At 38.5% G+C, this 13,192-nt stretch carries 12 protein-coding genes and 1 other RNA gene; 11 read left to right on the forward strand and 2 right to left on the reverse strand.

The annotated features are described in order from the left end of the window. Positions 1–109: 109 nt before the first annotated feature. Together polA and perR are read left to right on the forward strand one after the other, a co-directional pair. The gene (polA, locus tag STRIC_RS00335; protein WP_008087153.1) at positions 110–2,752 is read left to right on the forward strand and encodes a DNA polymerase I; all 2,643 of its coding nucleotides are present in this window, start codon (positions 110–112) and stop codon (positions 2,750–2,752) included. 286 nt (positions 2,753–3,038) lie between these two features. After that, positions 3,039–3,506 (forward strand): peroxide-responsive transcriptional repressor PerR, encoded by a 468-nt coding sequence (perR, locus tag STRIC_RS00340; RefSeq protein ID WP_008087149.1) that lies wholly within the window; start codon positions 3,039–3,041, stop codon positions 3,504–3,506. Between the two features lie 67 nt (positions 3,507–3,573). Here the strand turns inward: perR and STRIC_RS00345 are convergent, their stop codons facing one another. Next, a complete protein-coding gene (locus STRIC_RS00345; protein WP_008087202.1) occupies positions 3,574–4,422 on the reverse strand; it encodes a DUF975 family protein in 849 nt (282 codons plus the stop codon). Positions 4,423–4,634: 212 nt separating this feature from the next. Between STRIC_RS00345 and tgt the strand changes: the two genes are divergently transcribed. The 5 genes from tgt (at position 4,635) to tadA (ending at position 8,211) form a co-directional block, all read left to right on the forward strand. Then, positions 4,635–5,777: a tRNA guanosine(34) transglycosylase Tgt gene (gene tgt, locus STRIC_RS00350; protein ID WP_008087326.1), complete on the forward strand. Its 1,143-nt coding sequence runs from the start codon at positions 4,635–4,637 to the stop codon at positions 5,775–5,777. A 147-nt stretch (positions 5,778–5,924) separates the two neighbouring features. After that, positions 5,925–6,233 carry a CHY zinc finger protein gene (locus STRIC_RS00355; protein WP_008086987.1) on the forward strand — a complete coding sequence of 103 codons (309 nt, stop codon included), beginning with the start codon at positions 5,925–5,927 and terminating at the stop codon, positions 6,231–6,233. 4 nt (positions 6,234–6,237) lie between these two features. Further along, positions 6,238–6,777, forward strand: a complete 540-nt coding sequence (locus STRIC_RS00360) for a biotin transporter BioY (RefSeq protein ID WP_008087362.1) — start codon at positions 6,238–6,240, stop codon at positions 6,775–6,777. Between the two features lie 97 nt (positions 6,778–6,874). Further along, complete coding sequence (locus STRIC_RS00365; protein ID WP_008087038.1) at positions 6,875–7,654, forward strand: MBL fold metallo-hydrolase; 780 nt, start codon at positions 6,875–6,877, stop codon at positions 7,652–7,654. Further along, entirely contained in the window at positions 7,654–8,211 is a 558-nt protein-coding gene (tadA, locus tag STRIC_RS00370) for a tRNA adenosine(34) deaminase TadA (RefSeq protein ID WP_008086913.1), read from the forward strand. The genes STRIC_RS00365 and tadA overlap by 1 nt, the downstream gene beginning before the upstream one ends. A 37-nt stretch (positions 8,212–8,248) precedes the next feature. Here the strand turns inward: tadA and STRIC_RS00375 are convergent, their stop codons facing one another. Continuing rightward, positions 8,249–9,478 (reverse strand): transglutaminase domain-containing protein, encoded by a 1,230-nt coding sequence (locus STRIC_RS00375; RefSeq protein WP_008086963.1) that lies wholly within the window; start codon positions 9,476–9,478, stop codon positions 8,249–8,251. A gap of 224 nt (positions 9,479–9,702) precedes the next feature. Here STRIC_RS00375 and STRIC_RS00380 point away from each other — a divergent pair, with 224 nt between their 5' ends. From STRIC_RS00380 to STRIC_RS00390, 4 genes are all read left to right on the forward strand, one after another. Further along, positions 9,703–10,836, forward strand: coding sequence for a hypothetical protein (locus STRIC_RS00380; RefSeq protein WP_008087387.1), 1,134 nt, complete (start codon positions 9,703–9,705; stop codon positions 10,834–10,836). Between the two features lie 97 nt (positions 10,837–10,933). Next, positions 10,934–11,029, forward strand: an RNA gene (gene ffs / locus STRIC_RS11515) — signal recognition particle sRNA small type. A 45-nt stretch (positions 11,030–11,074) separates the two neighbouring features. Continuing rightward, positions 11,075–11,695, forward strand: a complete 621-nt coding sequence (locus STRIC_RS00385) for a hypothetical protein (protein WP_008087211.1) — start codon at positions 11,075–11,077, stop codon at positions 11,693–11,695. A 104-nt stretch (positions 11,696–11,799) separates the two neighbouring features. Then, the gene (locus tag STRIC_RS00390) at positions 11,800–13,149 is read left to right on the forward strand and encodes a glucose-6-phosphate isomerase (RefSeq protein WP_008087031.1); all 1,350 of its coding nucleotides are present in this window, start codon (positions 11,800–11,802) and stop codon (positions 13,147–13,149) included. Positions 13,150–13,192: the final 43 nt, after the last annotated feature.

Genomic DNA, 13,192 nt, shown 5'->3' on the forward strand with positions numbered 1-13,192 from the left:
AATTTTTTCTAATGAAACTGTTCTCGTTTGAGAGCAGTTTTTCTTTTATCCTTATGAGAAAGGGAGGCTTAGAAGCTTCTTCTATCAAGACTTGTGATATAATAAGGCTATGGAAAACAAGAATAAATTACTATTAATTGATGGCTCATCGGTAGCCTTTCGTGCCTTTTTTGCTCTTTACAATCAAATTGACCGTTTTAAAAATCACAATGGTCTTCACACCAATGCTATTTATGGCTTTCACTTGATGCTTGATCATATGATGAAGCGTGTCCATCCTACACATGTTTTGGTGGCTTTTGATGCGGGGAAAACCACTTTTAGGACAGAGATGTTTGCCGATTATAAGGCAGGCCGTGCTAAGACACCTGATGAGTTTCGGGAGCAGTTTCCTTATATTCGTGAGATGCTAACAGCGTTAGGGATTGCTTATTATGATTTGGAAAACTATGAAGCTGATGACATCATCGGGACGCTTGATAAAATGGCAGAGCGTACTGAGGTTCCTTTTGATGTGACTATTGTCAGTGGGGATAAGGATTTAATTCAGCTTACAGATGCTAATACAGTAGTTGAAATTTCCAAAAAAGGGGTAGCAGAATTTGAAGAATTCACCCCAGCTTATTTAATGGAAAAAATGGGGCTGACACCTGATCAATTTATTGACTTAAAAGCTTTGATGGGCGATAAGTCGGATAATATTCCAGGTGTTACAAAGATTGGCGAAAAAACAGGTCTCAAACTCTTACACGAGTATGGTAGTTTAGAAGGAATCTATGCCAACATTGATGGCTTTAAAGCCTCTAAGATGAAAGAAAACCTCATCAATGACAAGGAAAAAGCTTTCTTGTCTAAAGAATTGGCGACCATAAATACCAGCTCGCCTATAACCATTGGACTGGATGATATTTCTTATACAGGACCTGATTTAGCCCTCTTGTCTCAATTTTATGATGAGATGGACTTTAAACAGTTAAAGCAAGCCTTATCCAGTCAGTTGCCTCAAGAAGAAGTAGCTACTATTGCTTATCAAGAGGTGAGCAGTCTTAGTAGGGAGCTTTTTTCTGATGATGATGTCTTTTACTTTGAGGTCTTAAATGATAACTATCATAGAGATCGTATGATTGCCTTTGCCTGGGGCAATCAAGAGGCTATCTATGCGAGTGATGATATAAGTCTTTTGTCCCAAGATCTCTTCAAAGAGATTTTGGCTAAGCCTATGGCTACTTATGATTTTAAACGCAGCAAAGTGTTATTAAGCCATTTAGACATTGATATCCCAGCTCCTGCCTATGATGCGAGACTAGCTAACTATCTCTTATCCAATGTTGAAGACAATCAAATGACCACTATTGCGCGATTGTTTACTAAGATTCCATTGGAATCAGATGAAGTCGTCTATGGTAAAGGGGTCAAGCGTGCGGTTCCAGAGAAGGATATTCTACTAGGGCATTTGGCGCGTAAAGTCAAGGTGCTTTTGGATAGTAAACCGCTCGTCTTAGATAAACTGGTTGAACATGATCAAAAAGACCTTTATCAAGCTATTGAATTACCTTTGGCTAATGTCTTAGCTAAGATGGAAATTCAGGGGATTACAGTTAACAGAGCCAGTTTAACGGAAATGGCCCTTCAAAACCAAATTGTTATTGAAGAGCTGACACAGACTATCTATGAGATGGCTGGTGAGACCTTTAATATTAATTCACCTAAGCAACTAGGAGTCATTTTATTTGACAAGATGGGGCTGCCGCTTGAGATGACCAAAAAGACTAAAACAGGCTATTCAACAGCAGTGGATGTTTTAGAGCGATTAGCACCCATTGCTCCTATTGTGGCTAAGATTTTGGACTATCGTCAAATCACTAAACTCCAGTCGACCTATGTCATTGGTTTACAAGATTATATTATGTCAGATGGCAAAATTCATACCCGTTACGTGCAAGATTTGACCCAAACAGGACGTCTGTCCAGTGTAGACCCTAACTTGCAAAATATTCCGATTCGCCTCGAGCAAGGTCGCTTGATTCGTAAAGCCTTTACCCCGTCTCAAGCCGATTCCCTTTTGTTAAGTTCGGATTATTCTCAAATTGAGTTACGGGTCTTAGCTCATATTTCGGGTGACGAGCACTTGATTGCTGCGTTTAAAGAAGGAGCTGATATTCATACGGCGACGGCTATGCGTGTCTTTGGAATTGAAAAGCCAGAAGATGTTACAGCTAATGATCGCCGAAATGCTAAGGCTGTTAACTTTGGTATTGTCTATGGGATTTCGGACTTCGGTCTCTCTAACAATCTAGGGATTAGTCGAAAACAAGCGAAACAGTATATTGATACTTATTTCGAACGCTACCCAGGCATCAAGGACTATATGGAAAGAGTGGTACGAGAAGCAAAAGATAAGGGCTATGTGGAGACGCTCTTCAAGCGCCGTCGTGAATTACCAGACATCAACTCGCGTAATTTCAATCTCAGGTCCTTTGCGGAACGCACAGCCATTAATTCCCCTATCCAAGGAAGTGCTGCAGATATCCTTAAGATTGCCATGATTAACTTAGATCAGGCCTTGCAAGATGGTCAATTTGAAGCCAAAATGCTACTACAAGTACATGACGAAATTGTCTTAGAAGTTCCTGAACAAGAACTACAAGCTGTTAAGAAATTGGTCAAGGAAACCATGGAATCGGCAGTTAGCCTAGCAGTGCCTTTACAGGCAGACGAAAATACTGGTCAAAGTTGGTATGAAGCAAAATAAAGGCTATCTATTCCTCATTTTTAACATTTGTGTTATAATAACATGAAAAATAATGAGGTGTTTCATGAACGGATTGGAAATATTATTAAAACTCCTGTTAAAATTAGTAGGTATCATGTTGCTGATTGCACTTGCTTTTCTTGCCATTTTTATGGTCGCTTACTATTGGTGTTCTTAAAAGATTATTTCCGCTTCATTCTGCTATCATTTAGGACTTTTAAGTCCTTTTGATGATACGAAGAGACAACTTATGTTATAATGAGAAAAAATGATGAGGTAGTAGCTTATGGACATTCATTCACATCAGCAAGCCCTAGATGCCTATGAAAACGTCCTAGAGCATCTACGAGATAAGCACATTCGGATTACAGAGACACGTAAGGCTATTATTTCTTACATAATACAGTCCACAGATCATCCCAGTGCGGATATGATTTATAAAGATTTACAGCCAAAATACCCAAATATGAGTTTGGCTACCGTTTATAATAATCTTAAGGTACTCGTTGATGAAGGGTTTGTATCAGAGTTAAAAATTGCCAATGATTTAACGACCTACTATGACTTTATGGGTCATCAGCATGTCAATGTGGTTTGTGAAAGCTGTGGGAAAATTGCTGACTTTATGGATGTGGACGTTATGGATATTGCCAAAGAGGCTCACCAACAGACCGGTTACAAGGTGACGCGTATTCCCGTCATTGCCTATGGTATTTGTCCTGAATGTCAAGCCAAAGAAAACAAACTCAAATAATCTAGGAAGAAGTTAAAAAAGCTTGGGCCATATGGTCCAAGCTTTTTTTGTAGGCGATAGGTCTCTTTTAATCAGGCATAGGACTTGATTTTTTAGTCAAGCCTGGTAGAGGCAAACGGTCGCCTTCTAAAGGTTCATCTAATTGATCATAACGATCCTTTAGCTTTTGATAGAAAATCGCTTTTGAGGTGAGTAAATAAGGTAAAACATAGAAATATAATAGACCAAAACTTAGCATGCTACCAAAAATCCATAGGATAAAGCTAAAGTGTAGCCAAAAGTAAGACCATTTGTAGCCATCCATCAGGTATTTGCTCTCTTCAATAGCTGCTATAGAGCCTAGATAGTTTTGATTTTTGACCCTATCATATAAAATAAATTCAGATTGACTATAGGCATAATAACGGTTGATGTAGATAACCAGTCCGACCAAGCAAACCATAACACCTAAAACGATTAGTAGGATTGACATCTTATTATTGGTTCCAGCTTTAAGATTGGTAAGCAAGGCAAATACCCCAATAGCTAATATGATCACTCCAATAATCAAGACCAGAGACCAGACTAATAGCAGAAGCCATTTGACGAAGGCTAAGATTAAGATTTTGCCGATATAGTCTCTTGAAAAGGCAGTGGTGCTTTCTGAAAAAGTAACGCTAGTGCGGTGATATCTAACCACCTCTATCATCGTAAAACTAGCTGAAAGAGTGAGTAGAAGTAATATGATAGTAATCAGTAGGGGGAAGTAATTGGCACCCACAGACATTTCAATTCCTTGATTGATAATGTAAGACTGGTGTACCTCAATTCCCATATAAAAAATGGAAAGTAAAGTAGGCATTAAAAATAGCAAATACTTTCCCGAAAGCCCTTTAAGGGTTTGGCGAGCTTGCCTTTTAATTTCTCGAATTGACATAGTGAACTCCTTTGGGCTATTATATCATATTTGAATAAAGCTTTAAAATAGCAATAGTTATTTTAAAGAAAAGTTGACTTGTCAGAAGGCATGACAAGGACCTGTTTTTTTGGTAAAATGATAAGGCTTTAAACAAGCCCATCTTCCTGATAAGAATTAGGAAGATGCAAAATCGCTCAAGACTGTTTATCTTGATAGCAAGGAATAACAATATGACAGATTATCCAATTAAGTATCGTCTGATTAAAAAAGAAAAGCACACGGGTGCCCGTCTGGGTGAGATTATCACACCGCATGGAACCTTTCCGACACCAATGTTTATGCCAGTTGGAACACAAGCCACTGTTAAAACACAATCTCCTGAAGAATTGAAAGCAATGGGTTCAGGAATTATCCTTTCTAATACCTATCATTTGTGGCTCCGCCCTGGTGATGAGTTAATTGCAAGAGCTGGTGGCCTTCACAAATTCATGAACTGGGATCAACCAATCCTTACTGATTCAGGTGGTTTCCAAGTTTATTCTTTAGCTGATTCACGTAATATTACTGAAGAAGGTGTAACCTTTAAAAACCATTTAAATGGCTCAAAAATGTTCCTTTCTCCAGAAAAAGCTATTTCAATCCAAAATAATCTAGGTTCAGATATTATGATGAGCTTTGATGAGTGCCCTCAGTTCTATCAACCTTATGACTATGTTAAGAAATCTATTGAACGCACCAGTCGTTGGGCAGAACGTGGGTTAAAGGCACACCGCCGTCCACATGACCAAGGCTTGTTTGGAATTGTTCAGGGAGCTGGTTTTGAGGACTTACGTCGTCAATCAGCAGCTGATTTAGTGTCAATGGACTTCCCTGGATACTCAATTGGTGGACTGGCTGTTGGTGAAACCCATGATGAGATGAATGCGGTACTGGATTTCACAACCCCATTATTACCTGAAAACAAACCACGTTATCTGATGGGTGTAGGTGCGCCAGATAGCTTGATTGACGGTGTTATCCGTGGTGTCGATATGTTTGACTGTGTCTTGCCAACACGGATTGCCAGAAATGGGACATGTATGACTAGTGAAGGACGTCTAGTGGTTAAGAATGCTAAGTTTGCGGAAGATTTTACCCCCCTTGACCATGACTGTGATTGTTACACCTGTCAAAATTACACACGTGCTTATATTCGTCACTTGCTTAAAGCAGATGAAACCTTTGGTATTCGTTTGACAAGTTATCATAATCTCTACTTCCTAGTTAACTTAATGAAAAAGGTTCGTCAGGCAATCATGGATGACAACTTACTTGAATTCCGTGAAGATTTCTTGGAACGTTATGGATACAATAAATCAAGTCGTAATTTTTAAAGCATTCCTAAAGGCTGAACGAGAGTTTCAGTCTTTTTCCTATTCCATTGGTTTTTTCTTGTTCTTTCAACACCAATGGTTACCCTGTAACAAAAAATAGGTTGACAAAATATCTTAGCTCTATTAAACTATTACAGAGGATATCATATGACAGATTGTTACGGAATTGACTTAGACCCTGAATACCGCTGCATTCACTACCATAGTGTGCTTGACATTGTTGGCTTAAAATGTGCCACTTGTCAGCATTATTATGCTTGTTATCAGTGCCATGATAGTCTAGAAGATCATGCTTTTCAGGCAACTAGTCTCAAAGAGGCTTATCCTGTGATTTGTGGTCATTGTCGCAGACTTTTAAGCCGTTCAGAATATGATATTGGTCATTGTCCTTTCTGCCTTAGTCCTTTTAATCCAGCCTGTCGTAGGCACAAGACTATTTATTTTTTAGAGGAGTAATCACATGTTTTCAACCAAAGATTTAGTTAAAGTCGCTATGATGACGACCTTGATTATTGTTTTAGGTCTTATTCCAGCCATTCCATTAGGCTTTATACCGGTTCCTATCGTTTTGCAAAATTTAGGCATCATGTTGGCAGGTTTGATTTTGGGTGGTAAAAAAGGCAGTTTATCAGTTCTATTGTTTCTGATTATTGGACTCTTTTTACCTGTTTTTTCAGGGTCAAGAACGACGATTCCTGTTTTGATGGGGCCATCTGCTGGTTATGTGGTTGCTTATGTATTAGTGCCTCTTGTTTTTTCCGTAATATATCTAAAGTGCAAAGGAAAAAAAGCAGTGGCAGCATTTTTAGCCATCTTTATCTCAGGTGTCTTATTAGTGGATGTTATGGGTGCCATTTGGTTATCAGCTTATACCGGAATGACCTTGGGAGCTTCCTTTTTGTCTAACCTAATTTTTATTCCAGGCGATAGCATAAAGGCCATTATCGCGACCTTGATTGCCCTAAAATACCAGGATTCTTTCGTAAATCGTAAGCCTTAATTGAAAGTAGCTCCCAAAACGGGAGCTTTTTTAGGCCTGAGAAAAACCTTTTAGCTTTAGATTTGATATAATAAGAGAAAAGAAAGAAGGTGTGGTCATGAAATTAACAACCTTAGGCTCGTGGGGAGGTTATCCTTATCAAGATGGTGGAACAACCTCTTATTTGGTAACAGGACATGACGGCTTTCAATTACTGATGGATGCCGGTAGTCGTTGCCTTAATGAATTAGAAAAAGAAATCAGTCCATTGGATTTAGATGCTGTGATTATCAGTCATTACCATCCTGATCATGTGGCTGATTTAGGTGTTTTAAGACACTATTACCAACTTTATCCCAAACACCTTTGGCAATCTAAGGTTCTGCCAATTTATGGCCATCAAGAAGATGCCAATGAGTTTGCAAAACTCACTATTCCAGAAGTGTCTGAAGGGATTACTTATGATGTTGATGGGACTCAAACGATTGGACCTTTTGACATTACCTTTATCAAAACGGTTCATCCTGTTGTTTGTTATGCCTTTCGTATTTTGGAGAGAGAAACTGGTCAAGTATTGGTCTTTACTGGAGATACAGGTTACTTTGATCAATTAGCCCCTTTTACGAAAGGAGCTGATTTGTTCTTAGCGGATGTCTATCTTTATGAAGGCAATGAAAACCACATTGCCCATCTGAGCACTAAGGAAGCTGGACAAATTGCTAAGGAAGCAGGCGTTAAGCGCTTGGTTTTGACCCATATGCCTCCTTTGCCTCCAAAAGGAATTGATCCAGATAATCATTTGACTATCTTGCGTCAGCAAGCCCAAGCCCATGCTCAAGATATCCCGGTTGATCTGTCTTTACCACATCAGACTTGGGATTTAGGGAGTTTGACCTAATGGCTTACTGTCAAGAAGAATATCACTATTTTATGCGTGAAGCCCTGAAGGAAGCTGAAAAATCCTTAATAAAAGAGGAAATTCCAATAGGCTGTGTCATTGTCAAAGATGGAAAAATCATTGGGCGTGGGCACAATGCGCGTGAGGAGCTTAACCAAGCTATCATGCATGCTGAAATCATGGCCATTAATGAAGCCAATGCCCATGAAGGCAACTGGCGTCTACTTGATACGACACTCTTTGTCACTATCGAACCCTGTGTCATGTGCAGTGGCGCCATTGGTTTAGCACGAATTCCTCATGTGGTTTACGGCGCTAGCAACCAAAAATTCGGTGGAACAGATAGCCTCTATCAGATTTTAACCGATTCACGCTTAAATCATCGGGTTGAGGTGGAAAGAGGTGTCTTGGCAGAAGAATGCGCTCAAATCATGCAGACCTTTTTCCGTCAAGGACGCGATAAGAAAAAAGAAGCTAAGCATTTAGCAAAAGAAGAGGCAAAACTGGATAATGAGTTAGGTAAGAATGAAAAAACACTGACCGATCCCAGATGTTAGGGAAATAGGTCAGTGTTTTTCAATTGTTTAATGGCTATCATGCTGTCTGGGTGTTAAAGGAAATAGCATAAACCTCAGGGACTTGACTATAAGTGTAGCCACTATAGTGATCTTGGTAGCTACTAAATAAGTGATGATACTGTTCCTGGTTGGTGGCTAAATCCCTTACCATGTCTTCGTAAGCTTCTTGATTGGAAAATTGGATAGTGATTGGAGTTTGACTTTTAGCAAGCTGATTAGCAACGCTATCTAAGACCTGGTTAGTATCATAGGTGTCAAAATAGCTCTGATGTTGTTTCGCATAAAGCAGTGAGTCGTCAGAACAAACAGGCATTTTCCATACATTTTGATAAGTTTCGGTATGATTAAAATCAATATCAGAACTAGCGTGATGAGATAGATTCATCAAGCTATCAGGTAGACATAAGAAATGGTAGTTGGTATCCGTATGAGGGTTTCCTGATAATTGGCTATCAAAAACAGGATCTCCCCAAGTGGTATCAACGGCATACCATTTTCCATCAAGCATGATGGTATTCCAAGCATGTGGATAGCTGCCTTGGGTTTGGTGAGAGGTAACAGTCCCTCTAATATAAGCAACCGGAATGCCTGCCTTTTGACAAAGAAGTTGGAAGGCTTGTGCATAGCCATTACACACAGATAAGTGATTCAAAAAGACACTGCGAATGTCTTGATTAGAGGCGATTTTAGAGGAATCACCTGACTGATAGGCCTCAAAGGCTTTTTTATTGTAGTCGGTTTGCTGAACAATGACTTCATAAAAATACTTGACCTTGTCGTAATCACTTCCTTGAGGCATCTTAGAAACAATCTCATCTGCAGTGCTTTGCAGCTTTTGGTAGGTTGTTTTAATATCTTTAGGAATTGGGAAAGTGACATAAGCATCATAGTCAGAAATCTCAAAATGATAATCAGCAGAGGTAATCCAAAAGAACTCGGGATTATCCATAACAAAGGCGTCAATAGTTTTTATGAGGCTCTTTTTGGACTGTGAGCTTAGGCTAATCACTTCACGAAATTGCGATAAGCTCTGGTAGAGCTTAATGTAATTGTCTTGTTGCTTTTTGTTTAATTGTTGATAATAGTAGTTATTAGCTATTTTTTGGACAATAGCTTTTTGTTCGGTTTCTTTTAGCTGGCTTTGTTCATTATTGGCAGTTATTCCCTTTTCTTCTAGTAAGGAGCAGCTAGCTAAAGCAGGCAGTAATAGGCAAATAGCTATCGTGATAAGTTTCCTTTTCTTCATAGGATCTCCCCAAGCGATTCTAATAGGAATATTATAGCACACTAATGTTGAGATGAAACCAATATGCTCGCTATTGCAGTATTTCAAATAGGATTTAAAAATTGTTATTGAGATAATATAGGATTTTATTAAAAATAAAATAAAAATTATTATAAAATTATTGACATAAAATTTGTTTATATTTATAATATAATTAAATAAAATTAAAAAGGAAAATATAGCTAATGAAAGCAATGAAAAAAATCACAGCAGTGGCAACTCTAAGCACCTGTCTTGGATTGTTAGCCATCTCAGCCCCAGCCAATGTTAAGGCAGAAAGTGCTTATGATAACACTGTTAAATTGAACTTATGGTGGACAGATAATGGACAAGTTTCAGATATTGTAGATTACACAAAATCATACGATGCCTATAGAAATGAAATTACTTGGAAGGTTACTTTCAATAAAAACAAGGAATGGTGGTTATCACCTGATTATGTTGTGTTCTTGCCTAGAGAAGTTGAGGAACCAACGTCAGTTAATATTGAAAAAATCGACAATGTTAGAAGAACCGGAGAAAGTAAAGCACGTCCTAGTTGGGTTTATGATTTTGAAACAGAGCGTGGCAAATTTGATCAGGAATGGGATAAGTTTCCGGCTCATATTGGGCAAAGTAGTGGTTTAAGTGCTTTTACAAATATTAAAAATAAGGGATTTTTCTCAAAAGTTTTAGTTGAGCGTCTAGCAGAATCTGGTGTTCGAATGGATGATACTGTTGTTTGGACTTTTACTACAAAGATTAAAGAGAAGTATAGAAAAAACTTTAATGTTGATAACCTGTCCTTTTTAGCGGGAATTCAGCAAAATACCATCTTATTTGAAAAATTAAATCCGACTTTCCGAGGAGAATTAAGTAAATTCAAAGTACAATTTAAACCATTAGAAAAAGAAGCTAACGTCTTAAAGAAATTGGATTCAAGTGTTTTTGAGGAAAAAGTTTTTGATATCGGAAATTCTTTAGATGATATTCTAAAGGCAGAAAAATTCAAAGATTTAGCTGGTGAAGGTATTTCTATCTCAACAGATGATGTTGGTTCTCGTATTGCAGATCGAGGATATGGGGATGCACCAAGTGAAGACAAGCTATATACTTATTATGTCTACAGACGTATGACTGAAGAAGAAATTGATGAGGACTGGAAAGAGAAACATTCTTTCCAAGGAACTTTGGTTGGTCCCGGACAAGATTTGCCATCTGGAATCTCACGTGGTAGAGGAAGTGGCTATGGAAATTCTAATTGGTACACAGAGGCGAATGGGTATACTCAACGAGACCGTTATACAAGACGCTTAAAGCCAGGAACAACAATAGATTAAAAATGAGATAATAAGCACTGCTCAACGAGCAGTGCTTATTAATATAAACAGGACTCACCTTAGGAGTCCTTCTTGCAATTTTTTAGTATTATGTTATAATTGATAGTGGAGCAACACTTGTGCGTGAAGTGGGTCAGGGGAGGAATCCAGCAGCCCTAAGCGATGTCGAGTGTGTGCTCTTTTTTTATTTTCAAAAGATTAGATTTTTTATATAATGGAGGAGAGAAAAGGAGATTAGATGAGAAAATACTTACAGGTGAGACTCTATGAGATGTCTTATTATATCGAGATTATTATTTCCATTATTTTACTTGTTTCCTTGTTGATTTTGACAGGGCATTTGGCCTTGACCTTGACAGGTATTTTTTCTATTAAGACAGGTCTGGATACCTACTTGCAAAACTTTTTGAATCAGGCAATGAGTATCGCTATTGGGGTCGAGTTAATCAAAATGTTGAGTAAGCATACCTCAGGTACCATTATCGAAGTCCTATTATTTGCTATTGCACGCCAGATTGTAGTTTCTCACGGCTCTCCTGTGGATTCCCTTTTAAGTGTTATTGCCCTGACTATTTTGTTTGCGACTCGTAAGTACCTTTTTACAAGCTTTGATGATGCCTCTAGTATTATTGTCAGAGGAAGTCAAAAGGTGGCAATGGCTTGTCGTGTGGCTAGGGTGCAACTACCGCTTGTCGACAAAAACGAATTAATGAGAGATATGATGCTACGTTACCTTGAAAAGGAAGGGAAAACAGCCCGATTAGGAGCTTCTATTGCTTTTCCTGATGTAGCCCTTAGAGTTGATCATATGCATGAAGGGGTAATCACCCGAATTGAAATCATCAGAACCCAACTTTAGTTTCCTTGAAAGCCAAAATCATAGAAAATAATTGGAAATGATTGAAAAAAAGCTCACAAAGGGGTATGATAGTAGAGAATGAAAACGATGGAGGAATTGTTAGGATGTCACATATTACATTTGATTATTCAAAAGTTTTAGAAAAATTTGCTGGCCAACATGAAATTGACTTTTTACAAGGTCAAGTTACGGAAGCTGACAAGATATTACGTCAAGGAACTGGTCCAGGTTCAGACTTTTTAGGATGGCTTGACTTACCTGAAAACTATGACAAAGACGAATTTGCACGTATCCTAAAAGCAGCAGAAAAAATCAAATCAGACAGTGAAGTGCTTGTTGTGATTGGTATTGGTGGTTCTTATCTTGGTGCTAAAGCAGCGATTGATTTCTTGAACAACCATTTTGCTAACTTACAAAGTGCTTCTGAGCGTAAAGCACCGCAGATTGTATATGCTGGAAACTCAATTTCATCAACTTATCTTGCAGACTTAGTAGAGTATGTGCAAGATAAAGAGTTCTCTGTTAATGTGATTTCTAAGTCTGGTACAACAACTGAACCAGCCATTGCTTTCCGCGTTTTCAAAGAATTACTCGCTAAAAAATACGGTCAAGAAGAAGCTAACAAACGTATCTACGCAACGACTGATAAAGCCAAAGGTGCCGTTAAAGTAGAAGCTGACGCTAATGGTTGGGAAACCTTTGTCGTACCAGATAATGTTGGTGGACGTTTCTCAGTTTTAACAGCTGTTGGACTATTACCGATTGCAGCTTCAGGAGCAGATATTACAGCTCTTATGGAAGGGGCAAATGCCGCTCGTAAGGAATTGTCTTCTGATAAGATCTCTGAAAACATCGCTTACCAATATGCAGCTGTTCGTAATGTGCTTTACCGTAAAGGCTACATTACTGAAATTTTAGCTAACTATGAGCCATCTCTTCAGTATTTTGGTGAATGGTGGAAACAATTAGCCGGTGAATCAGAAGGAAAAGACCAAAAAGGTATTTACCCAACATCAGCTAACTTCTCAACAGACTTGCACTCACTAGGCCAATTTATCCAAGAAGGCTACCGTAACCTTTTTGAGACAGTGATTCGTGTAGATAAACCACGTAAAAACATCATCATTCCAGAAATGGCTGAGGATCTTGATGGTCTTGGTTACCTTCAAGGCAAAGATGTTGATTTTGTCAATAAAAAAGCAACAGATGGCGTTCTTCTTGCGCATACAGATGGTGGGGTACCAAATATGTTTGTGACTCTTCCAGCTCAAGACGAATTTACATTAGGTTATACGATTTATTTCTTCGAATTAGCTATTGCGGTTTCAGGTTACATGAATGGGGTCAACCCATTTGACCAACCAGGTGTAGAAGCTTACAAACGTAACATGTTTGCGCTTCTTGGAAAACCAGGATTTGAAGAGCTAAGTGCCCAATTAAATGCTCGTCTTTAATCAAAGTTAAAAAGGTCCCTCTAGGGGCTTTTTTTCTTGTGAT

Origin of the sequence: Streptococcus ictaluri 707-05, from assembly GCF_000188015.2 — a bacterium.
Lineage (GTDB): Bacteria > Bacillota > Bacilli > Lactobacillales > Streptococcaceae > Streptococcus > Streptococcus ictaluri.